The organism is Pseudomonas sp. SST3 (assembly GCF_003325755.1).
In genome coordinates, this window is sequence record NZ_QORI02000011.1 from 23,095 (window position 1) to 44,075 (window position 20,981).

The window sequence follows — 20,981 nt, forward strand, 5'->3', positions numbered from 1 at the left end:
CGGATATGACCATCACGCTTTAATTGCCCCTTCGCTGACTAGGCGAGCTGTTTGCGGGTCATACGCAAAACCGGTAATCGACCCATCTCGAATGCGCTCAACCGCCTCATCAATCACATGCAGCGGCACCAGAAACCACTCCCTAGGTTTGACCGGATGGCCGAAGCGGTCTTCGATGGTCAAGTCCAGCTGCGCCGCGCCGAACAGGCGGTGGAAGATGTTTTCCAGCCGGGTGCGGTTCAGGTTGTGCAGCTTGTAAGTAGCGACCACCTCCACATCAGCCAGCAGGTAGGTGGCGTCTTTGTCTGCGCCTGCGATGCGGGTTTCCACTCGGCCTCCGGTTACGCCGATCTTGTGGATCAGCTCGCGGTGCTCGGCCACGAAGGGGTGGTTAGACTGGCTGCGCAGCACATAGATAGTGCCGCTTTCTATGTCGTCCGGCTCGGCGATGTCGCTGAACAGTGGGCCTGAGTCGACCTTGATCAGCCGAGATCCGGCACGCCCCTCACTGTCCTTGTAAAGCGCCCGCTGTAGGGATCGTAGCAACAGATCACTTTCCGTCTCATTGGAGTAGATGACGCGCAAACGCCCGTTCGTCTCCGCATTCGGCGTTTTGTAGGTGTCCCCGACTTCGGCGACGTAGGCAATGAGCCCGCTCAGAATGAAGAAGTCTCCAGCCTCAATGCTGGCGTTCTTGCCAAAAGGCTTGGTCACCCAGCGCTTTTGCTTGAGGCCTACTTCCACTTCATCAAACAGCGGCTTGAAATTCTCGAAGTCTTTACAGGGGTTCCGAGCGGCCATCTCTTCAGCCGCTTTTATTGCCGCACTGGAACGCACATGCCTCAGTACCGTTATGTCGTCCTGCTCGACGGACTCACTACCGATGCCCAGCTCGGCGAGCAAGGCGTCCTCATCCAGGTCATCCACATTAGTCGTGGTGACCGCAGTACCTGACAGTAGGCCGTGAGTATCCAGACCGGCCAGTAGGGTTTGTGCCTCTGGCAGTTTGCGCAGTTGATCCAGGCGCACGGCATACAAGCGCTCAAAAATGTCGCGGTCTTCGCCATGCAGCGGAGCGCGGCCGTGGGTCTGATAGAAGCGCTGAATGTCCTCGAAACCAGCGATGATGCGCTCTTCGCGAGGAGTTCGAGTGGCTGTCTTGAGCGTGGGGACTTCTACCCCCAGCGCCTCCAGCAGGTCGTCATCGTTCATATCAGCCATTGGCGGATTCCCCCTGCGCCGCTTTGGCTTGGGCGCGGTAGCGTGCCAATGCTGCTACGCCTTCAGCCAAGCGTTTTTCCCAGGCATCGGCAGAGTTGATGTCGGGCAGGCGGCCGCGCTCGTTCTTGAACTGCAGGGCACGCTTGGCCAGCTCTCGCGCCTCATCTTCGGGGATGCTCACCTTCTTGGCGGCAATGCTGGCCTGAACCTGGCGCAGAGACTTTTCATCCATTGCCTTCGCCAGTACCGCATAGGCGGCATCGAAGGGGTTGATGCGGTCGATCAGGTCAATGTCCAGCTCGCGCACGTTAACGAATTTGCGCACGCCATCAAGCAGTGCTGTGCTGCCCTGCACGTTGTCGCTACCGTTTGCATCTGCCTGCGCCAGAGCCAACTTGGCCTGCTGGGTAATGTTCATGGCGGCGATGGCGTGCTGGCGGATGGCTTCCTGGTCGACGTCGCTCAAATCGGGGTACCGCTCGCGCACGATCTTGCCCATGCGCAGTTGAGTCAGCTCTTCCGGCAGGGTGTTCTCCTTATCGAACAGGCCGCGCTCCAGCACGGTTTTGTCCTGCAGGAAGCTGGTCACTACTTCGTTCAAGTCTTCTTTGCAGATGCGCGTGGCTTCTGTGCTTTGCGGCGTGGTCAGGCCGTTAATCTCGACATGGAACTGGCCCGTGGTTTCATTCACACCCAGGTTGGTGCCGCCCGGTTGATACCCCTCCGGGCCATAATTGAAGCCTTCTTTCGGCCCGGTATCTTTCGGGGTGAACTCATAGCGCGGGGCGAGCACCTGTTCCATCAGCAGGCTGGCAGAAATGGCCTTGAGCATATCGTTTACCGCTTCGGCTACAGCTGCTTGATCAGCCATTGGCTCTGCGATCAGGTTGGTGAAGCGTGAGCGCTCTTTACCTTCTGCATCGCGGGTGGCACGGCCAATGATCTGCACGATTTCGGTCAGGCTCGAACGGTAGCCGATGGTCAGCGCATGCTCGCACCAGATCCAGTCAAAGCCCTCCTTCGCCATGCCCAGAGCGATGATCACATCGACGTTGTCGCGGTTGTTTTTCTGCGCCGGGTCTTTCAATGCGCCGAGCACTTTGGAGCGTTTGCCTGGGTCGCTGTCATCCACCAGGTCGGCCACTTTCAGCGTGCGGCCGTCCTTGGCTTTGATCAGGTGAAAGCCGGTGGTCGGGTCTACACCCTGCCAATCGCCGAGCGCGCTCATGATCTCGTTGACCTCGCGCTCTTTGTCCTTGAGGCTCTCGCGGGCATTTACGTTTGGAATGTGGACGATGGTTTTCAGTGCCGGGTCCAGCACCTTGGCGACCGCATCCACGTACCGGCCGGTGTAGAAGAAGTAGCCAATATCCAGCGACTTGAGCCAGCGGTAGCCGTTGAGCTGCTCGTAGTAGGTGTAGGTGACTGTCTCAAATTTGTTCTCTTCCGACGGGGCCAGCACGGCCTCGCTGTCACCACGGAAGTAGGAGCCGGTCATGGCAACCAGATGCACCTTGTCGCGGTTGATAAACGCGCTCAGTTGGCTGCCCAGTTTGTTGTCCGGATTGGCGGAAACGTGGTGGAACTCGTCGATGGCAATCAGGCGGTTGTCGAAAGCGTCGATGCCTAACTCTTCCACGGCAAAGCGGAAGGTGGCATGGGTGCAGACCAGCACCTTGTCGCTGCTGGTCAGGAAGGCGCGCACTGCATCTACCTTGGACTTGGCCACACGCGGTTCATCGATGCCTGGTGCATTGCACAGGTTCCACTGGGGGGCTACTTGCCAGTCCCAGTAGAAGCCATGTTGGCTCAGCGATTCATCGGCAAAGCTGCCGCCAATGGAGCGCTCCGGCACTACGACGATAGCCTGTTGCAGTCCCTGGTTATGGAGCTTGTCCAGGGCGATAAACATCAGGGCGCGGGACTTACCTGATGCCGGTGGCGATTTAATCAGCAAATACTGTTCGCCGCGCTTGGTATAGGCGCGTTCCTGCATGGTACGCATGCCCAGCTCATTTGCCTTGCTGGATGCCCCAGTGTGCGCGGTAGCAATGGATACCGACGGCACCGTGTATCTGTTGGTCGGGTTGGTAGTGTTAGTCACTGTGATTCTTCCTCCATGAGAGTACCGTCGCCTGGGCATTGTGGATGCGGCCTTTGAGATCAGCTAACCACTCGCCGTAGCCTTCGGGGGGCGTGGTCAGGTTAGCAAGGGTATCGCTCATGCCTTTTCCCTCGTGGCTTTTTCGGCGCGGCCTTCGATGTATCTGCTGTCATCTTGGTGTAGAGGTCAAACAGCTTTTCCAGTCGTTCGGTATCGTTTCTAAAACGCCGACCGATGTAGATACGCTCCAGCACTTCATCGTTGCGCTCGTGGGCGCGGCGCAGGTTGGCCGGCATGGCGTCCGGGGCGTACAGATCGGCGATGGTGGCGGGGAAGTGGGCTTCGCGGGCCAGGAGAATGTCCTCGGCGCAGCGCGTCAGGTCCGCCTTGTTCTGCTCGGTGAGTAGCGGCACTGGGAAGGTGTTCCAGCCAAGAGTGTTCGAGTAGCGAAAGTCAGTTTTCATTTTTCCGCAGACAGTGCCGATCCAGACTAAGTGCAAGCGGGAAGCAATCAGGGCCATGTTCCAGAGCGGAGCATCGTAGAGGGCGAAGGCGAGATTGGAAACGATAGTCCCGGCAGGCGCATAACCGCAGGGCAGATACGCGCGAGTTTCGGAGGAGACGCTAGGGACAATGAGCGTTGAATGCTTGCCGAAGTACATTCTTTGGAATTGGTGTGGTCTTTCAGCGATGTCCCTTGCTGTCTTCCCACCGTTGAGTCGCATATTGCGCACATCACGAAGACGTTGAGCAATAGGATGGATCGTTTGTGCTTCAGCCAAGTGCTGATCTTCGATCCACAGACAGTAACGCTCCAGGCCGCGAATGAACTCAGCGGAGCCATAAATCCGGCGAATAAATTGGCCTTGCTGAGCAGGTGTGAGTTGCAGGGCGTCGCGTTCGTCCCGCGAGAGCAGCAAATGACCGCCATCTATTGGAGTATTTCCAAAAGTCATCTCACTCTGCGTACCCAGGGGCTGGCTAGTCTTATCCACAATGACACTATCACCTACCGCCAGATATGCATTGATATGCGCACATTGGCGTTCGATGGTCTGTCCCGAGTCGTCCAGAGAGAACAAGCGCCTCGGATTGCGTGGCTGCGTTGTGATGCCAATGATGACTACAGTCACACCTGCATTGTGGCTGGCAAGATTGGCCCAACGAAAGGATGTGTGGGCAAATTCGATTTGGCGGCCACTGGCAAATATCTCCGGCCACAGGATTGGAACTTGCAGACCCTGGCAAATGGAGTTGGTGGACACGAAAGCCGCAGCAGAGCGGGTTTTGGTGCCGTAATCAGCGGCCTTAATGAACCAGCCGGCAACATAATCGAGCGACTTCCAGTTCTGGATTCGCCTATCGAAAAGAGTCTGCAAGTCAGCCTTTTGTTCGTCCTTCTGATCCCGTGAGCCAAGATACGGCGGATTCCCGCAGATATACGTTTCCCCACCTTCGTTCTCGAAATCAATTTCTGTCTGATTGAGAGGCGTGCCAAATAAGTCATCGGCGAGCACTCTCACGCCTGTTCCCGTTGGCGGGCAGATGCTCAGCCAGTCCAGCCGCAGCGCATTGCCGCAAACGATCCAGTTCTGCGCATCCAGAGGCAGAAACTCCGCCAGCGCATCCTGCTGGCCGCGATACAGCACATCGCACTGAAATTCGGCAATGATTAGCGCCAGACGGGCAATCTCTGCCGGAAAGTCGCGCAGTTCGATGCCGCGAAAATTGGTCAGAGGGATTTCCGATTTATTGTTGGCCTCGCCTCGGCGGCGATTGATCTCGGCTTCAATCTCGCGCATCTGCTTGTAGGCGATAACCAGGAAGTTGCCGGACCCGCAGGCAGGGTCAAACACACGGATGCGCGCCATGCGCTTGCGCAGGTTCAGCAGCTTGGCTTTGTTGTCGCCCGCAGCGTCTAGTTGAGCACGCAGGTCATCCAGGAAGAGCGGGTTCAACACTTTCAGAATGTTGGGCACGCTGGTGTAGTGCATGCCGAGTGCGCCACGCTCTTCATCATCGGCTACGGCCTGGATCATGCTGCCGAAGATGTCTGGGTTGATTTTTTGCCAGTTGAGGTTGCCAGCGTGCAGCAGGTAGGTGCGCGCCATGCGCGTGAAGCGTGGCACTTCGGTACTGCCGGAGAACAAACCGCCATTCACATAAGGGAAGGTGTTGGCCCAACTGGGTAGGCGCGGCTGAGCGGTGGCGCGCTCGGCCAGCTTGATGTTCATGGCGCGGAAGATTTCCGACAGCACTTGGTGGGTGTTGGAGCCGTCGCGTTCGCTGAACTGCTCAACCGTCTTGGTAAACAGACCATCGCCAGTGAAGATGTCGGTGTCTTCGGCAAAGAAGCAGAAAATCAGCCGCGCCATAAAGTGGTTCATGTCATGGCGGCGTTCGGCTTTGGCCCAGTCTGGGTTTTCATTCAGCAGCTCGACGTACAGCTTGTTCAAGCGGCTCGTGGCGCGCACGTCGATGGGGTTGTCCTTGATCTCCTTGATGGTGGAGATGCCGGCCAGCGGCAGCAGGAAGCCGAAATGGTTGGGAAGGTCTGGATAGCCGCAGGTGATGGTTTCACCCGTGATCAGCTCCTCGGCCTCCAGCGTTTGTCCGTCGGTAGCGAGGATGAATTTGGCCTTGGCTTTTGCGGTGGCCGGGCTGGCACGCAATGCCTTGAGCGTATCGCCCACGCTGCCGGGCTCGCAGGTGGCGATATGAATGTTGTTGCGCAGTAGTACGCCGCGAGGTACGTCCGAGGCGTTGTTGTTGCCGGCGCGCAGCCGCTTGAGAGCGGTTTCCTTATTGCCGAATGCGGCCAGGAAGGTGAACGGAAACTCCACCGCGTCAAAGGGCTCAAAGGCCAGGTCCGAAATGGCGGACTCAATTTCTACTGCATTCATGGTTTACCACTATCCAGCATCGCTGATGCGCGAATGCGGCGATTTTAGCCGCTAAATTTTTGGGTAATGGCTACCTCCCGGCCGGCACATGCTGCTCTGTCAGCCTGGCGTCAGCATCGGCAACTCAGCTCTGCTCAGAAGCGTTGACGCATGCCTAATGCCATCGGCAGCGACATCTGAGCGCCCTGAGCCAGTGACCGGGAAATCAACCACTACACGATGCCGGGGGATGATAAAGGAAGGCGCTTCTGTAATGCGAAAAAGCCGCAGACCAGGTTTTGATCTGAGAGCGAAATTTGGCCTGGATCTGGTCAGGCCTTCTTGAACACCGCTCTCGATCAGATGCGGAGCTACAGCTCTGACAACTGAGGCAGAAGGCAGGATGGATCGCAAGCGAGCTCGCTTGCAATGCGATAGAGCTTCTCGACGGTGATGTTTACTTCGCCACGCTCGATTCGCCCCATATAGCTACGGTCCATACTGCAGGCCAGCGCTAGAGCATCCTGAGAAATCCGACAGGCCTTTCTCTGCGTCCGGATGCGTTCCCCTAACGCCTTCGCCAACTTATCCATGACCGTCTCAATTCCACTTGAGGCGGCACTATCGTGTGTTTGCGGACGTAGGAGCCACGGATTATAATCCGCATTTCCTCTGCGTTAACTCTTCTGGTGCCTCAATGAAATCGGCCTCGTTTACCTTCGACAGGCGTCTGTATGAGCTGCTTCAGGAGGAAGGGCGTTCAAGGTTCACGACGCGTGAACTGCGTGATGCCTATGCCAAGCGCCTGGATGGCATGACTTTCCGTATCGGTGATGTGCGCCGCTATGTGTATGAGCAGATCCGCCGAATGCTGCGCATGGGTTGGGTTGTGCTCGATGAAGAGCGCCGTTCGCGGGGACAGGTCTACCACCTGCTGCCGATTCCGGCACATCTGCAATTGGAGCTGATCGACAACGGGTTCGAGAACAGCCATAAGACTGCTTGTGAGCCAGAGCAGGAGCCGTCAGCGTTCGATAATTCGGCGGTGCCGCAACCATCAGTCGATGCGGATCAGCACCTGGAGGCGCTCCTCAAGGAAATCAGGCTGGACTTCCTCGCATCGATGGGCGAGGCGGAGCGATACAAGCTGCTCCTCGATGATATGCCGCATCTCCGGGATAAGGTCGAAGGCGAGTACCTGGAAGCTAGAGACCGAAGCTCGCGCCTGCTGGGCCATCTTCGCGCCATCGAGAAGACACTCAAGACGCTTGCCTCCGCACGATGACCACACTGCTGCGAAACTGGCAACGCCGCTGCATCGACGCGGCACTGGAGCACTTTACTGCCACGCCGCACTTCTTCTGCCAGGCAACGCCGGGTGCCGGTAAGACGCGTATGGCGGCAGAGCTGGCCAGCAGGCTGCTTGAGCAGGACCGGATCGATCTGGTGCTCTGCTTCGCACCATCCTGCCAAGTTGTCGAGGGCTTTCGCTCGTCCTTTGCTGCGGTGCTCGGCAGACGCTTGGACGGCCAACTCGGCGCAGTTGGGGCGGCGTTCACCTATCAAGCCATGGAATACCGAGATGAGACGTTCTGGCGACTCCTCGATGACTACCGTGTGTTCGTGGTTTTCGACGAAATCCACCACTGCGCCGGCCACGATGTACTTCTGAGTAACGCCTGGGGCCAACAGATTCTTCAGCGGATACAGGACAGGGCAGCCTTCACCTTGGCCCTCTCCGGCACCCCATGGCGTTCGGACGACCGGGCCATTGCCCTGGCCCGCTACTCGACGCCCGAGGGGTACCTGATCTGCGACTACCGCTACGGATTGAAAGAGGCCATTGCTGATGGTGTGTGCCGTTCCCCTCGCATTGTCCTGCTCGACAACCAGAAGGTGATACTTACCGAGGAGCTGGACACGGAGAGCACTGTCAGGATGTTTCCCAGCATTGCCAAACTATTGGGGGAGTCCCCTGTCACCTACGAAGAGCTGTTGCGCCATGACGAGGTGATTGACCAGTTACTCGGTCTCGGGTGCAGCAAGCTGGATGAGCTTCGCCTGATCAAGCCTGATGCGGCAGGCTTAGTGGTTGCCACCGACATCGAGCACGCCCAGCAAATTGCCTTGGCCCTGGAAACCCTGGGTGAAGGTTGCCGCATCGTGACCAACAAAACCCCGGCTGCGCAGCAGGTTATCAATGCGTTCAGACACAGCGCCTGCCGTTGGATTATCGCAGTTGGAATGATCAGCGAAGGCACGGACATTCCTCGACTCCAGGTGTGCTGCTACCTCAGTCGCATCCGCACTGAGCTGCATTACCGACAAGTGCTTGGGCGAGTGCTTCGGCGCACAGGCGAGCCCGATAATCAGGCGTGGCTATTCATGTTAGCGGAGCCGACACTGCAGTGCTTGGCAGAGAGAATTGCAGATGATCTACCGGATGACCTGGCAGTGCTGAACGAGGTAGAGATGCCAGCCTCCACTTCAGGTTCAATATCTGGCTGGATTGGGGCTGCTGGTAATATCGATGTCCTGGATGACAGTAATGGAAGTGGCATTGCGCAGGTAATTGGGGCAGGTGCTACATGCGCCTTATCCCTGGGGGGCTCTGCCGCTGAGCCAAACCATCTGGTCAGCTTTTCCAAGCACTACCGGCAACAGTTGCTGGCTTGCTTTTGATGCTTGTATGGAGGACTGAATTCAAGCGTCGGCAGACGTGGTTGACTGAATCAGGAGATAGCCGCATTGACCCTTTCTCACGAAAGAACCCGCAGCGTCATCAAGACCGAAGAGTTCCTGCGAGAGCTCGCCCGTAACACTGAGCTGCCTCAGGATATCCGCAGCTATGCGAAAAGCCTGCTCAGGCACTACCCGTCGGCCGACCAGATCCTCTCGTTGGGGCGCCTTGAAGAGTGCCTGGTGAGCGATGCACCAGATGATGAATATCGACGGCGGGTGATCGCTTTTCATCAGCCGCTGTTCAGCTCGTCATTGGACTTCACGCGATAGAAATGAGAGCCGCAATGTCCAGCACTGATTTTGCTCTGTCGGTATCCACCCGCATTGCGCAACGGATTAAGCGCTTACCCAAAGGGCAACCCTTCTGCATCGGCCGCTTTGCGGAGCTTGGAGCGCGTGGCGCCATATCCAAGGCACTAGCTCGGCTGGTCAGCCAAGGCGAACTTGAACGGGTGCATCGAGGAATTTACATGCGCCCGAAATCCAGTCGATACGTTGCACGGGTCCGCCCAAATGTATGGGAAGTAGTGAGCTTGATCGCTAGGCAGAACCGCCATGTTCTACAGATTCATGGCGCTCATGCGGTCAGGTTGTTTGGACTGAGCACCCAGATGCCGCTCATTCCGATCTATTACACCAGCGGACCCAGCCGATCATTTTTTATAGGTAAGGGTGAGGTCCGGTTGGTACATGCGGCACCAATGGTCATGCAGCGTGCCGGGACCGAGGTAGGGACGGCTATCAGCGCACTATTTTATCTCGGTAAAGACGGCTCGACCCCGGAATGCATTGCCGCGATCAAGAAGGTGCTCAGGCCAGAAGACCTAACCACATTAATGGCCTGCAAAATGCCGAAATGGATGCGCATGGCGTTGGAGTAGTCAGCGCGCATACACACCGTCAACACGCTTGCTCCTTAACGCTCTGTCAGGCAGATTTCCGTTGCTGGCCGAGTCCGACCAAGCGACATCGGCGGCATCCCTTCACCCCTTGACCAAACGGAGATGGGCACCTGATTTCCCACCAGAGTCGGATGGGTTAGCGCTCTGCCCCTTCAACACGTTCAACATCAATCCGAACGTCAATTCATTGATCTCCTCAGGACTGATTGCCAGTTCTCCCGCGACGCCAGCTTTCCCAACCCCATCTGCACGTAACGCGGCGAAAATCTTCTCCAGGATCACTGACCGCTCATGAGCAATAGATTCCGGCTCTTCGGTGCGATAGCCCTCTTGAGCAATCTGAATACACAGCGTTCGGTAAGCCCACTCCGTGGAAAGCCCCAGGCTATGAAGCCGGTAATTTAAGGCTGCCACAGAAACGGACCAGAGCTTCTTGTATTTGATTAGGCTTTTGATAGTGATCGAACGTGGAGCCATCGCTAGAACGCTTGCACGTGGCATTAGAAAAGCCGACGCAAAGGCATTCGCCTCACGCTCTAAATCAGGTCCTTGTGGGTGGGCATGCTGGTGCATAACCAAATGTCCTAATTCATGAGCTGCGTCAAAGCGGCAACGCTCGGCCGACTTAAAGGTATTCAAGAACATAAAGGGGCGGCCGCCACTCCACATCGAGAACGCGTCGACCTCCTTTGCATCAATTGCAAGTGAGTAGACACGAACGCCTTTCGACTCAAGAAGCGCAATCATGTTCTTAACCGGCTGCTCACCTAAACCCCAGTGTGCCCTCAGCATCTCCGCAGCGGCCTCTGGCGCTTGGGCACTGCGTGATAGTGCCAGCTTATCGAGCGCCTCAAAATTCGTCAGTGCAGCGCGTTCGGACCCCAGGTCCGGAAGATCTGGCTCTGGCAAATCGAAACGTTGCTCGATCCAGTCATTCAGCAGGAGCGCAATTGCGCCTGCACCGAGAGCTGAATCCCTAAGGCCAGCAGTCATCTTTGAGAGCGACCGGAAACTGGCAACATCCGGCGTTGGCACCTCAGGATCATCACCAAAGAAAAACGCTTCGGGGAACCGAAGCGTTTTAGCGATTTTTGCAAGGGTTCCAGGCTCAGGCTCCTGCGTGCCACTCTCGTAGCCGGAGACTGATCGCTCCGTTACTCCTATATGAGTGGCAAGCTCACGCTTTTTCATACCTCGCCGGCGACGGGCGAGCGCAAATCGTTGTGGATTAAACATGATCTATCACGAGCTTTTACGGCGAATTTCGATGTCGATATCCGGACCGCCTGGGGAGGTAACCTCAAAGAAATCATCATCAAGAGCAAGGGTGCCAAGCATGATGCGTTCAGACCAGAAATTGATCTTGCCGCCTTTACCCATTCCCGATGGACGTGAGAGCTCGATGCGGATTTCCTTCTTCACCGTGTCGGTGTGGTGGAGCAGGATCCAGGTCTCATGAGGGCCTGATTCAGGCAGCTCCTCCGGATCGGGCAGCAAGTCATCAAACATGTCGAACTGGCAGTTCCGCTCAACAGCATCAACTGTATTTTTACCCTTCCTGGATCGGCTGCTCGGCATCCCCAGCAGATTTCCAACATAGCTATCTCCCGATGCGACAGCAATCGCGAGATTGAGCGCCGAGTGAACGGTAAGAGGGTAGTTCGACTGTTCATGCGCGACCCACCCTAGTGGGCGCAGCTGATCGCGCACCGCTCCTACCAACCAGCCCCACATTTCAAGGCCGGGAAAAATGCTGGGATGGTTAGGAGTCAGGCGAACCCGCTGTAGGTGAGCTTGATTGATAGCCTCACGCAGTGGCTCGCGCTCCAGACTCAACTGTTCAAGACGGGCGGCGATTTCATCCTGATCACTGAATACCTGGCAAGCCTGCATCTGAGGACTCCTAACACAACGGTGACTTCCGGTTATTCTTCCTCAAATGAGGTAAAAAAACAAGAAGCACACGTCGCGGAGGGAGACCGAGAGGACGTTGCAGCATGCGTGTTGCCGCCTGTGCATTTTCCACCCACATGCCGGAATTTCATTGACCCAGTTTCGAGCTCCAAGCGAGTTGTAGAATTTCGCTTTCAGACTGCTGGGTTAGGGCAGAATAGCGTCGGCACCTGGGTTAAAAATGCACTGGCGATAACATTTGATGTTTGCGGCAGTACCGCCTCCCGTTCCGGATTGGCACAGTAATAGACTTGATTCAAATTCGGAGGAAGCATGGGTATTTCGTATTACCTCGCATGTTTGGAGACCCGGCAATATGTCTGGGTTGGCAGGCTTGACCCACAGGGGGAGGTGCCGGCGGTGGACGTCGAAGGCTCCATCGCCATGTTCGCGCTGGAGAATCGGAACAAACCGTTGATCGTCGTTAGTGAAAGCCATCCGATCCTCGAAGAGGGAATGGAGTGGTCGCCGCCCGCAACGCAAGAAACGTGCAGCGGACAACCATGACGAACCACCGCCAACCGCATCTGTCGAAGACCTGCCATATCCACCGCCGGCATGGCACACCAGACCATGCTTGAGCTAACGCAGCGGGGCTGGAAAACTGGCAAAAGGCGCTCCGTTGCGCAGTGCCCTCGGTTACTCTTTTTAATACGAAGATGAGGTCTGCCCGGTGACAGAGAGCCATAAAGACACCATTTGCGATGTATGCGCTACCAGTACGAGGGTGCCGGGGTACGGCGAGCAGTTCGGGACGCTTCAGGCGCTCTGGGGCTATGGCGCAGGGCATGATGGCGAACGCTATCGAGTCAATCTATGCGAAAGCTGCTTTTTCGCGGCACTAGCGTTTTTGAAGCAGGAGCGCCGCACGCAGAATCTGTTCAGCGATGAGCAGCCCTGCGAGGAGCGCCCATTCGGACTAGTCGCCCGCGATGACTACTTTGGTGATTCGTAGCCATATCTCAGAGATGAGGTTATTGGCTCGCCAGCATCGAACTCAGGCCATGTCTGCACGACTTCTCGGTACAATGGCGTCACCGGCAATCGCTCTAGGGATCTCGCTTGACTGACGCAAAACTCACTGAAGTCGAGATGCGGCGCGCGCTTGGCCTAGACCTCGCGCCTTCGAAATCGAAGCAGCCCATACCCAAACAGCACTCTACCGTCACACTCGTTGAATTGAGCGTGCGTAAGAACGGTGGTTCGCCATTCCGCTTCGAGCACCGCTCCCGTTCCATCAGTACTCTCGCTGCCCAACTCGAGGCCGAGAAAACAGCACGGGAGAAAGGGTATGAGGTCTGGGTCGTGTTGGATATCAGGCAGGTTTCATCATAGAGCCGCAACAGCCGTCAGTCAGTCCACGCCTCGCTGATTGCTCTGGGGCAGTGAACGCTTGAGTCAACTAGATCGAGTCAGTTCGCACTCGGGCAGCTCTTGGCCGGAAGCAACCGGTAGCGACAGACAGCAATCGGCCAATAAGTGCCGCACAAATCCCGGCGGGTGCAGATTTCCGGGCGGTTTGCGCCAGATCAGTTGGAGACGCTTTTCAAGCCCCGGGATGGGAAGAGCTACCAGCGCGCCACTGCGAACTTCGTCTTGTACTGCGGAAGCCATCACCAACGACACGCCGAGTCCCGCCCTGACTGCTTGTTTGACTGCCTCGGTGCTGCCTAGCTGCATACCGCTGCGAGGCACGCCCAGCTCGCCAAAGTATTCGGTCAGAAGCCGTCCGGTACCGCTACCCGGTTCACCTCCCAGCATCGGCAGGTCCACCAGACGATCGCGTTCTATGCACCCTGCTTCAGCCAGCGGATGGTCGGGGCTGACGATAAGTACCAGCGGCTCGACCCGCCAGAGGCGGTGTTCGAAGTCGGGGTGAGGTAGCCACCATTCCATGATCGCGGCGTCGAGCTGGCCCGCCAGTAGCTGGTCGGCCACATCCGGGTTGGCGGCGATGCGCAGATCCACCTCGCCCCTCTCATTTGCGGTCGTCAGATAGCTGCGCACGAATGGCTGGAGAAGGTAGGTGCCGATGTTGGAGCTGGCCCCGACGCGCTCACTATTTCCATGCAGGGCTTCTAGCGCCCGGGCGTGCATGTCGAGCAAGGCGGTCGCATGCGGCATGAAGGCCAGCGCACGTGTGGTAGGCTGGCAGCCGCTACGACTGCGCTGCACCAGCGTTACGCCGACCTGCTCTTCAAGCTTCTGCAAGTGCTGCGACACCGTCGGCTGGGCCAGCCCCAACGCCCTCGCCGCGCTCTGAAAACTGCCTGTTTGAACGATCGCTACCAGGCTCTTCAGCCAGACCGGATTCAACATGCGGCAGGCTCGGCCTGGGGCAGACGGTTCGCAGCGTTGATTGGGCGCGCACCTGCCAACGCCTGGATGATGCTCTGCGCTGCACAACGTTCAATCTCCAGGCGCACCGCGCGCACTGCCGACCCTATGTGCGGAGTGAAGAGCGTATTCGGATGCGCGAGCAGCGCAGGATCGATCAGCCGCGGCCGGTCCGCGCGAGCCCAGTCTTCCATTTCGAATACATCCGCCGCATACCCGCCGAGCTGGCCTCGCTCAAGCGCCGCGAGCACGGCGGCTTCATCCACTACCGAACCACGACAGGGGTTTACAAGCAGAGCGCCCGGCCGTACGAGGGCAAGCAGCTCGGCGTTGACCAGATGCTCAGTATCGGCATTCAAGGGAAGCGCCAGCAGGATGAAGTCCGAGCTGGCGAAGAGTTCGCTGCACGCCACCTGGCGCAGGCCGAGCCGTTGCTCGGTTTGTGTATCCAGAGCCTTCGCCTCGTGGTACTGCAGGGTCGCGCCCCATCCCTGCAAGCGCTCAGCCATGGCCTGTCCGATGGCGCCCATGCCAAGGATGCCGACCGTCGCGTTATCCAGCCCCGTGCCGTAGAACTGTGGTTGCCAGCCCTGGAACTCGCCAGAGCGGACGAACGCATCTGCTGCGCGCAGATGCCGCCCCAGCCCCACCGCCAGTCCGATCGCCAGCTCGGCAGTCGGGACCGTCAACAGATCAGGCACGAAGGTCAACCAGACCCCGCGGGCAGTACAGGCGTCCACATCGAAATTGTCGAAGCCCTTGAGCGCGCAGCCGACCACACGCAGCTCGGGGCAGGCTTGGAGAAATTCTGCATCGACCCGATCGGGCATGAACGCCATCATCGCCTGAGCATCGCGGCAGCGGCGCAGAATTTCCTCGCGCGTCAGCGTGCTGTCGCTCTGGTTGGTCATCAGCTCGCAATGTGGCGCCAGCAGTTGCAGGATCTCATCGTGTACTCGGTGAGTTATAACGAGTTTCGGCAGCATGGTTTGTCCTATTTGAAACGTTTGCGCAGCACGCCACTGAAGGCGTCTACTAGCGTGACCATGGCCAGGATGACCAGCAGGATTGCTGCAACCTCCTGGTACTGCATGATGCGCAGCGAGCCCATGAGTTCGAAGCCGATACCGCCGGCGCCAACCATGCCCATCACGGTGGAGGCGCGAAAGTTGTATTCCCAGCGGTAGATCGCCACGTCGGCGAACTGTGGAGTCACCTGTGGCAAAACCGCGTGCAGCAGCACTTGCATCGGCGTAGCCCCCGCCGCCCGAGCGGCTTCCACCGGCGCTTCGTCGACGTGCTCGATGGCCTCGGCGAAGAACTTGCCGACCATGCCGATCGAATGCAGACCCAGGGCAAGCACGCCCGGCAAGGCGCCGAACCCTACGGCTGCAACGAAGATGATGCCCATGATCAGCTCCGGCACCGACCGCAGGGCATTGAGCAGCACCCGGGCAACACCGAACACAAGGGGGTGCGGCGCCGTATTGCGCGCTGCAACGAAGGCCACCACCAGCGAGAACACCACTGCGATGGCCGTGCCGGCGATGCTCATCGCCAGCGTGTCGATCAACGGGCGAATCCAGCTTCGATAGCCCGAAAAGTCTGGCGGCATGGCCTCGCCTGCCAGGGTCGCGATGGAGGGCAGCCCGTTCAGCAGCGTGGTGGCATCGAGCAGCCCCACGTACCAGCAGGCCAACAGCACCACTCCGAGTACAATTGCCACCTGCCCCAGCTGGCGCCACCAACCGAGGCCGAAGCCTCGAAGGATGTGCTCGCGTTGCTCTGCAGGCAGCGCCTGCACGTCATGATGAGTAGACATATCGGTGCTCACATCGTGGCGAAGTCGAGGCCGAGCAGCGATCCCATGTTGCGAATCACATCGTAGTCGGCGTCGGTGATTGGCGCGAAGGCCTCGGCTTTGAAGTTGCGCAGCACTTCGGGATCGTCGATACCGACGAATACATCCCGCACCTTGGTTTTCAGCTCGGGGCTCAGGTTCGAGCGCATCGCCCAGGGGTATTGGGGATATTCGCCGCTGTAACCAAGTACTTTCACCTTGCTCGGATCGATTAGGCCACGTTCGGCTACTTGATTGAAAATTACCTCCGACAGCCCACCCGCATCGGCGTTTCCGTTCGCCACGTTGACGGCAACGGCGTCATGCGTGCCCACAAAATGTTGTTCGTAGTCCTGCCCACCCGTCAGCTCGGCCGTCTCAAGAAGCACGGTTTTGGGAATCAGATGGCTGGACGTCGATGCCCGGTCACCATAGGCCATCTTCTTGCCCTTAAGGTCGGCATACTCATTCACGCCTGACGCCACATTGGCGATAATCACTGAGCGATAGGTCGGCTTGCCGTCGATGATCATGGCAGCGAAGGGCTCGATGTCGCTTTTGCTTTTGGCCATGACGTAGGACAGCGGACCGAAATACGCCAGGTCGATACGGCCAAAGCGCATCGCCTCAATCATCGAGGAATAGTCGGTGGTTACGATCAGCTGCACCTTCTTGTCCAGATGCTCTTCCAGATAATCCTTCAGCGGCTGGTTTCGCTTGATCAACTCCGAGGCGTTTTCGTCCGGCAGCAGCGCAACCTTTAGCACATCCGGATCGGCATCGGCCGCTACGGCGGACAGACTTGAAACAGCGGACAGCAAACAGGTCAATAAGAGAGCGGATAAGCGTTTCATCGGGACATCTCCAGTGAAGGTGCGAGCATGACAGGGGTTTCAGCCGGAGCAGTTGCTGGCTGAGTCGTAGAGCGGCCTGCATAGATGCGCTCAAGCTGCGCATCGGTGAGTTCCGAGGGCGCGGCATCGAAAACGATCTGAGAATCGGCCAGCCCGACGACGCGATCGGCGAAGCGGCGGGCATATTCGAGTTGATGCAGCGAAACGATGGCGGTGATGCCGTCTTCCTTGCAGATGTCGCGCAGCAGTCCGAGAACACGGACCGAAGTGGCCGGGTCGAGACTGGCTACCGGCTCATCGGCAAGAATGATCGCGGGCTGTTGCGCTAGCGCACGCGCGATGCCTACCCGCTGCTGCTGGCCACCGGACAGTTTGTCCACCCGGCTTAGCGCCTTGTCTGCCAGACCGACCCGAGCGAGGCAACTGAGCGCAATCTCCTGATCGGCACGCGGCAGAGGAAACAGCGAGCGGAGCGTGTTGTGAAAGGCCAGCCGACCGGTAAGCACATTAGCCAGTGCGCTTTGACGTTCGATTAGCTGGTGGTGCTGAAAGATCATGGCGGTACGCCGACGATGCTGACGCAAGGCCGAGCCGCTGCCGAGCTCACCGAGCTCGCTGGTGACACTGCCGCGAGTGGGCGTGACGAGTCGATTGAGGCTACGGAGCAAGGTCGACTTGCCTGCGCCCGAGAGACCAAGCAGCACGGTGAACTCACCACGCCGAAATGCAATCGAGGTATCGCGTAGGGCTGTCACGCCGCCTGGGTAGACGACGCTCAACCGGTCGACCCGCAGCACGGCGTCCTGTATCGGATGGGGCGTCATTTGATCACCTTTCGCAATATTGCTGGCCGCACAATTGCGGTTCGCGATGCAAAGGGTAGAAATTCCTTGTTAACGCACTGCTTCTAAATGATGACATTTCGATGAATGCTTCGAATCTGCCGTAGCGGGGCGGCAAGCGAAGCCGTGGAAGAACGGGCGCAACGTAGCGTCTTTCTTCACGCGGGATACAGGAGGCTTTGATTGATACTGCTGCGGATTCGCTACAGTAACGTTGGGCCAGAACGTAATGCCATCCAAGCAAGAGAGCGCACACTAGCGGACTATAGGAGACATTCTACTCTTGCCCGTCGATTGACCCAGGCCGTTATGTGGCTGGTCGAAACCTTCAGGTGCCGCCCAACTAGATGTCTGTTGTCGCGCCCAGCTTAATGCTAGCGCAAGCCGCTTATTCTTCTAGCAACGCCGCGCTAGTCTTGAATGATGTTTCCTCAGTAGACTGATCATGCGCGGTATCTGCTTCGATGCCTTGAAGAGAACGCCTTCGGCTAAATGTCATATGACCAGCGCTTTTTACACTTCGGTTATTACTCCTTTTTTCAGCGAGATTGGGAGGGAAGGATGATTGCATATACAATGGTCGGAACGACCGATCTGAACCGTTCAGCGCGTTTCTACGAACCTATATTCTCAGCAATGGGGTTGGAAATTTCGTGGAGGGACGAGCGATCGGTTGCTTGGGGAGTTCCGGGCAACCGGACCCCCACCTTTCACGCTTGTCTTCCTTATAACCAAGAGGAAGCACGCCCCGGCAATGGAACCATGACGGCGTTACTCACGGAGAGCCCAGCGCTAATAGGGCGACTCTTTGAACTCGCGCTTGAGAACGGAGGTACTGACGAAGGCTCTCCTGGCCCCAGACCTGAGTACGGAACGGGATTCTACGCAGCCTATGTTCGTGATCCTGACGGCAACAAGTTGGCCTTTGTCTATTTCGACGATAACCAGTGTGGCGGTTAGCGTTACCACTAAGTCTTGGTCGCCTCTATATAGATGAATCATTTATATGAACAAGCGACCAAACAAACATGTATTAGCTACTCAAGATAGCAATCCGATATATCCTGCACTTAGTGACCAAATCGTCTTAGCTCCTTTTGACCCCTTCGGCGATATTCGCTGGCATGCCCCGGCTGGCGTCACCCCGGTAAATCTCATGCCGTTTCTGGTTCGGGGTCGACTCGGAACGCTTCGTTAGCTGAACGATGCCACTTGATACGCTACCGGCCAGTACGAGGAGTTACAGTACTAGACGACCGCTTTCGGCCAAAAGCGGTCGGTCAAAGTCTTATCCTGAGAGGGCGGGCATCTCATGTGGCATGAGGCGATCCAAGCTATGCGGTGAGCCTGCTGGGCAAGGATGGCTGCCCATCACAGCAATTCGATGCCGAAGCGGCGCATTGCTAGAGCAAACAGGACGAAACATAGGCACGTTGCAAATGCGTAACCCGCCAGTGCGAGCCAGAAGCCGAAGCGAGACATTAGGAGCGGGAACATCAACAGCGCCGGTAGCGTGGGGATCACATACCAGAAGGTGTACCAGGCATGGTTGGCGATCTTCTGTCCCGGCTGATGCTCGATGTGCAGCCAGATCAAGGTCAGCACCGTAACTATGGGCAGGGCGGCGACGATACCGCCAATACGGTCGCCATGCTTGGCCGCTTCAGATACCAAGACCACCATCAATGCAGTGATCAGGTACTTTGTCACTATCCAGGTCATGACGCGCTCCGCGGTGCTGCGAAAGAAGATCAGAGGTACTTGGTGATCTGTTTGAAGTTGCTCAGCGCGGTGATGTCCCCCTGTTCAGCGGCCGCGAGCGCATGCTCCAGACAGTGATCGATGTGGTCCTGGATCAAAGTGCGCTTGGCCTGACAGATCGCTTTTTCTACTGCGTGTAGCTGCTGGGCAAGGTCCACGCAGGGGCGACCGGTCTCGATCATGCCGACAATGCTGCGCAGGTGGCCTTCGGCACGCTTCAACCTTTTGATGATATCGCTATGACTTTGGTGCTGATGGGCGTGTTCTTGATCGCTCATGCCTTGAGTCCCATGCCTCGATGACTTACGCTTCGATCCTATCCCCCCGGGGGGGATATGGCAAACCGGCCGTTGTCGTCGGGCGGCCAGCCGAATCTGCAATCGAAGACACATCATGCTCAGTAAACCGGTCAGCGCTCAGTTAACGTTTGTCCTTGCCCTCGTCATGCTAATGGCATGGGCCGGGCATAGCGCCGCGCTTGGCCCTGGGGTGAGCCAAGGTGGGTGGAACGGCGGGGACCATGCTCATGCTCATTCCCAAAGCACGGGTATTTCGGTCTGTGCCAGATGCGCGGATCACTACCACTCCACGCTTACCGCCGACCACGTGCACGAAACGCCATACCTGAGTACGCTTCTCACCGTCAGTACGCTGCCAGAGCGTCCGCAGCCGATAGAAGCCACGCGCTACGTCATCCCTCCCAGTCCGATCTTCCTGATCGAGCGGCCACCACGCCCAAGATTCGCACTCTGACAACGGCCGCTATGCGGCCAATACCACTGTCACGTAGGACTCAACTATGCATTCGCTATCCATGTGCGATATGGGCGCATTTTCCGCGCGCCCAAACCGCTCGCTAATACTGCTGCTCTTGTTCACCGCATTGCTATTTCTCGGCATGCCTGACGCGCTGGCCCACGCTGTTGCCGAGGGCGACAAGGGCTTTATCCAGGAAAGCTCCGGGGTGATGGTGCTGCCGTTCATCTACATGGGCGCCAAGCACATGATCACCGGCTACGACCATCTGTTGTTTCTCTTTGGGGTGATCTTCTTTCTCTACCGCCTGAAAGACGTGGGGCTCTACGTCACCCTGTTCGCCGTGGGCCACACCGTGACGCTGCTGCTCGGTGTATTGGCGGAAATCACCATCAGCTCCTATGTGATCGACGCCATCATCGGTTTCTCGGTGGTGTACAAGGCCCTGGATAACCTGGGCGCCTTCCAGCGCTGGTTCGGCCACCAGCCGAACACCAAAGCGGCCACGTTGATTTTCGGTTTGCTGCATGGCTTCGGCCTGGCAACCAAAATCCAGGAGTACGAGATCTCCGCGGATGGCCTGGTCGCCAACCTAATCGCCTTCAACGTCGGAGTCGAAATTGGCCAGCTACTGGCGCTGAGCGCCATTTTGATCGTCATGGGCTACTGGCGACGAACCGCCAGCTTCTGGCGCCATGCCTACACCGCTAACGTCGCCATGATGAGCGCCGGTTTCCTCTTGATGGGTTACCAGCTCACCGGCCTGATCGTCTCTCAGTAAGGAATT

General features: G+C 57.7%; 22 protein-coding genes. 9 read left to right on the forward strand and 13 right to left on the reverse strand.

Annotated features, from left to right (window positions below; genetic code table 11):
• Positions 1-12: 12 nt before the first annotated feature.
• The 4 genes from DQ405_RS12825 to DQ405_RS12840 all read right to left on the reverse strand — a co-directional run bounded on the left by DQ405_RS12825 (position 13) and on the right by DQ405_RS12840 (position 6,800).
• Positions 13-1,221: a GIY-YIG nuclease family protein gene (locus DQ405_RS12825; protein WP_023082699.1), complete on the reverse strand. Its 1,209-nt coding sequence runs from the start codon at positions 1,219-1,221 to the stop codon at positions 13-15.
• Complete coding sequence (locus DQ405_RS12830; RefSeq protein WP_041106968.1) at positions 1,214-3,325, reverse strand: DEAD/DEAH box helicase; 2,112 nt, start codon at positions 3,323-3,325, stop codon at positions 1,214-1,216. Before DQ405_RS12830 ends, DQ405_RS12825 begins: the two co-directional genes overlap by 8 nt.
• 101 nt (positions 3,326-3,426) lie before the next feature.
• Positions 3,427-6,228 carry a class I SAM-dependent DNA methyltransferase gene (locus DQ405_RS12835; protein ID WP_126189396.1) on the reverse strand — a complete coding sequence of 934 codons (2,802 nt, stop codon included), beginning with the start codon at positions 6,226-6,228 and terminating at the stop codon, positions 3,427-3,429.
• 350 nt (positions 6,229-6,578) lie between these two features.
• The gene (locus DQ405_RS12840) at positions 6,579-6,800 is read right to left on the reverse strand and encodes a helix-turn-helix domain-containing protein (RefSeq protein ID WP_041106964.1); all 222 of its coding nucleotides are present in this window, start codon (positions 6,798-6,800) and stop codon (positions 6,579-6,581) included.
• 104 nt (positions 6,801-6,904) lie between these two features.
• Here DQ405_RS12840 and DQ405_RS12845 point away from each other — a divergent pair, with 104 nt between their 5' ends.
• The 4 genes from DQ405_RS12845 to DQ405_RS12860 all read left to right on the forward strand — a co-directional run bounded on the left by DQ405_RS12845 (position 6,905) and on the right by DQ405_RS12860 (position 9,830).
• A complete protein-coding gene (locus tag DQ405_RS12845) occupies positions 6,905-7,492 on the forward strand; it encodes a hypothetical protein (RefSeq protein WP_041106962.1) in 588 nt (195 codons plus the stop codon).
• The gene (locus tag DQ405_RS12850; RefSeq protein ID WP_023083090.1) at positions 7,489-8,889 is read left to right on the forward strand and encodes a DEAD/DEAH box helicase; all 1,401 of its coding nucleotides are present in this window, start codon (positions 7,489-7,491) and stop codon (positions 8,887-8,889) included. Before DQ405_RS12845 ends, DQ405_RS12850 begins: the two co-directional genes overlap by 4 nt.
• A gap of 66 nt (positions 8,890-8,955) precedes the next feature.
• Entirely contained in the window at positions 8,956-9,219 is a 264-nt protein-coding gene (locus DQ405_RS12855) for a BPSL0761 family protein (RefSeq protein ID WP_073865899.1), read from the forward strand.
• 14 nt (positions 9,220-9,233) lie between these two features.
• Positions 9,234-9,830 carry a DUF6088 family protein gene (locus DQ405_RS12860; RefSeq protein ID WP_041106958.1) on the forward strand — a complete coding sequence of 199 codons (597 nt, stop codon included), beginning with the start codon at positions 9,234-9,236 and terminating at the stop codon, positions 9,828-9,830.
• Between the two features lie 102 nt (positions 9,831-9,932).
• Here the strand turns inward: DQ405_RS12860 and DQ405_RS12865 are convergent, their stop codons facing one another.
• Together DQ405_RS12865 and DQ405_RS12870 are read right to left on the reverse strand one after the other, a co-directional pair.
• Positions 9,933-11,087, reverse strand: coding sequence for a helix-turn-helix domain-containing protein (locus DQ405_RS12865; protein WP_031653271.1), 1,155 nt, complete (start codon positions 11,085-11,087; stop codon positions 9,933-9,935).
• A gap of 6 nt (positions 11,088-11,093) precedes the next feature.
• Positions 11,094-11,744 carry a hypothetical protein gene (locus tag DQ405_RS12870; protein ID WP_045428535.1) on the reverse strand — a complete coding sequence of 217 codons (651 nt, stop codon included), beginning with the start codon at positions 11,742-11,744 and terminating at the stop codon, positions 11,094-11,096.
• A gap of 333 nt (positions 11,745-12,077) precedes the next feature.
• Between DQ405_RS12870 and DQ405_RS12875 the strand changes: the two genes are divergently transcribed.
• The 3 genes from DQ405_RS12875 (at position 12,078) to DQ405_RS12885 (ending at position 13,139) form a co-directional block, all read left to right on the forward strand.
• A complete protein-coding gene (locus tag DQ405_RS12875; protein WP_031653269.1) occupies positions 12,078-12,311 on the forward strand; it encodes a hypothetical protein in 234 nt (77 codons plus the stop codon).
• Between the two features lie 166 nt (positions 12,312-12,477).
• On the forward strand, positions 12,478-12,759 hold the full coding sequence (locus DQ405_RS12880) for a hypothetical protein (protein ID WP_041106953.1): 282 nt from the start codon (positions 12,478-12,480) through the stop codon (positions 12,757-12,759).
• Between the two features lie 107 nt (positions 12,760-12,866).
• Positions 12,867-13,139 carry a hypothetical protein gene (locus DQ405_RS12885; RefSeq protein ID WP_241729978.1) on the forward strand — a complete coding sequence of 91 codons (273 nt, stop codon included), beginning with the start codon at positions 12,867-12,869 and terminating at the stop codon, positions 13,137-13,139.
• A 63-nt stretch (positions 13,140-13,202) separates the two neighbouring features.
• On the opposite strand, the gene DQ405_RS12890 is transcribed toward DQ405_RS12885, so the two are convergent.
• The 5 genes from DQ405_RS12890 to phnC are packed head-to-tail and all read right to left on the reverse strand — an operon-like array spanning position 13,203 to position 17,659.
• Entirely contained in the window at positions 13,203-14,123 is a 921-nt protein-coding gene (locus DQ405_RS12890; protein ID WP_232888578.1) for a LysR family transcriptional regulator, read from the reverse strand.
• A complete protein-coding gene (gene ptxD, locus DQ405_RS12895) occupies positions 14,117-15,127 on the reverse strand; it encodes a phosphonate dehydrogenase PtxD (protein ID WP_003152798.1) in 1,011 nt (336 codons plus the stop codon). The genes DQ405_RS12890 and ptxD overlap by 7 nt, the downstream gene beginning before the upstream one ends.
• 8 nt (positions 15,128-15,135) lie before the next feature.
• Entirely contained in the window at positions 15,136-15,963 is an 828-nt protein-coding gene (phnE, locus tag DQ405_RS12900; RefSeq protein WP_003298907.1) for a phosphonate ABC transporter, permease protein PhnE, read from the reverse strand.
• 8 nt (positions 15,964-15,971) lie between these two features.
• Positions 15,972-16,835, reverse strand: a complete 864-nt coding sequence (gene phnD, locus DQ405_RS12905; protein ID WP_126189395.1) for a phosphate/phosphite/phosphonate ABC transporter substrate-binding protein — start codon at positions 16,833-16,835, stop codon at positions 15,972-15,974.
• Positions 16,832-17,659, reverse strand: a complete 828-nt coding sequence (phnC, locus tag DQ405_RS12910) for a phosphonate ABC transporter ATP-binding protein (protein WP_003117867.1) — start codon at positions 17,657-17,659, stop codon at positions 16,832-16,834. The genes phnD and phnC overlap by 4 nt, the downstream gene beginning before the upstream one ends.
• A 594-nt stretch (positions 17,660-18,253) precedes the next feature.
• Here phnC and DQ405_RS12915 point away from each other — a divergent pair.
• On the forward strand, positions 18,254-18,637 hold the full coding sequence (locus tag DQ405_RS12915; protein ID WP_231098776.1) for a VOC family protein: 384 nt from the start codon (positions 18,254-18,256) through the stop codon (positions 18,635-18,637).
• 411 nt (positions 18,638-19,048) lie between these two features.
• Here DQ405_RS12915 and DQ405_RS12920 read toward each other — a convergent pair whose 3' ends face one another.
• Together DQ405_RS12920 and DQ405_RS12925 are read right to left on the reverse strand one after the other, a co-directional pair.
• The gene (locus DQ405_RS12920; RefSeq protein WP_020309257.1) at positions 19,049-19,399 is read right to left on the reverse strand and encodes a DUF3147 family protein; all 351 of its coding nucleotides are present in this window, start codon (positions 19,397-19,399) and stop codon (positions 19,049-19,051) included.
• A 29-nt stretch (positions 19,400-19,428) separates the two neighbouring features.
• Positions 19,429-19,716, reverse strand: a complete 288-nt coding sequence (locus tag DQ405_RS12925; protein ID WP_020309258.1) for a metal-sensing transcriptional repressor — start codon at positions 19,714-19,716, stop codon at positions 19,429-19,431.
• A 521-nt stretch (positions 19,717-20,237) separates the two neighbouring features.
• On the opposite strand from DQ405_RS12925, the gene DQ405_RS12930 reads away from it, so the two are divergent.
• Complete coding sequence (locus DQ405_RS12930) at positions 20,238-20,975, forward strand: HupE/UreJ family protein (protein WP_023083080.1); 738 nt, start codon at positions 20,238-20,240, stop codon at positions 20,973-20,975.
• Positions 20,976-20,981: the final 6 nt, after the last annotated feature.

Bases quoted from the DNA above. Each gene is read 5' to 3' on its own strand.
- DQ405_RS12825 (WP_023082699.1), bottom strand. From the start codon at position 1,221: ATGGCTGATATGAACGATGACGACCTGCTGGAGGCGCTGGGGGTAGAA.
- DQ405_RS12835 (WP_126189396.1), bottom strand. From the start codon at position 6,228: ATGAATGCAGTAGAAATTGAGTCCGCCATTTCGGACCTGGCCTTTGAG.
- DQ405_RS12840 (WP_041106964.1), bottom strand. From the start codon at position 6,800: ATGGATAAGTTGGCGAAGGCGTTAGGGGAACGCATCCGGACGCAGAGA.
- DQ405_RS12845 (WP_041106962.1), top strand. From the start codon at position 6,905: ATGAAATCGGCCTCGTTTACCTTCGACAGGCGTCTGTATGAGCTGCTT.
- DQ405_RS12850 (WP_023083090.1), top strand. From the start codon at position 7,489: ATGACCACACTGCTGCGAAACTGGCAACGCCGCTGCATCGACGCGGCA.
- DQ405_RS12860 (WP_041106958.1), top strand. From the start codon at position 9,234: ATGTCCAGCACTGATTTTGCTCTGTCGGTATCCACCCGCATTGCGCAA.
- DQ405_RS12865 (WP_031653271.1), bottom strand. From the start codon at position 11,087: ATGTTTAATCCACAACGATTTGCGCTCGCCCGTCGCCGGCGAGGTATG.
- DQ405_RS12870 (WP_045428535.1), bottom strand. From the start codon at position 11,744: ATGCAGGCTTGCCAGGTATTCAGTGATCAGGATGAAATCGCCGCCCGT.
- DQ405_RS12875 (WP_031653269.1), top strand. From the start codon at position 12,078: ATGGGTATTTCGTATTACCTCGCATGTTTGGAGACCCGGCAATATGTC.
- DQ405_RS12890 (WP_232888578.1), bottom strand. From the start codon at position 14,123: ATGTTGAATCCGGTCTGGCTGAAGAGCCTGGTAGCGATCGTTCAAACA.
- ptxD (WP_003152798.1), bottom strand. From the start codon at position 15,127: ATGCTGCCGAAACTCGTTATAACTCACCGAGTACACGATGAGATCCTG.
- phnE (WP_003298907.1), bottom strand. From the start codon at position 15,963: ATGTCTACTCATCATGACGTGCAGGCGCTGCCTGCAGAGCAACGCGAG.
- phnD (WP_126189395.1), bottom strand. From the start codon at position 16,835: ATGAAACGCTTATCCGCTCTCTTATTGACCTGTTTGCTGTCCGCTGTT.
- phnC (WP_003117867.1), bottom strand. From the start codon at position 17,659: ATGACGCCCCATCCGATACAGGACGCCGTGCTGCGGGTCGACCGGTTG.
- DQ405_RS12915 (WP_231098776.1), top strand. From the start codon at position 18,254: ATGGTCGGAACGACCGATCTGAACCGTTCAGCGCGTTTCTACGAACCT.
- DQ405_RS12920 (WP_020309257.1), bottom strand. From the start codon at position 19,399: ATGACCTGGATAGTGACAAAGTACCTGATCACTGCATTGATGGTGGTC.
- DQ405_RS12925 (WP_020309258.1), bottom strand. From the start codon at position 19,716: ATGAGCGATCAAGAACACGCCCATCAGCACCAAAGTCATAGCGATATC.
- DQ405_RS12930 (WP_023083080.1), top strand. From the start codon at position 20,238: ATGCATTCGCTATCCATGTGCGATATGGGCGCATTTTCCGCGCGCCCA.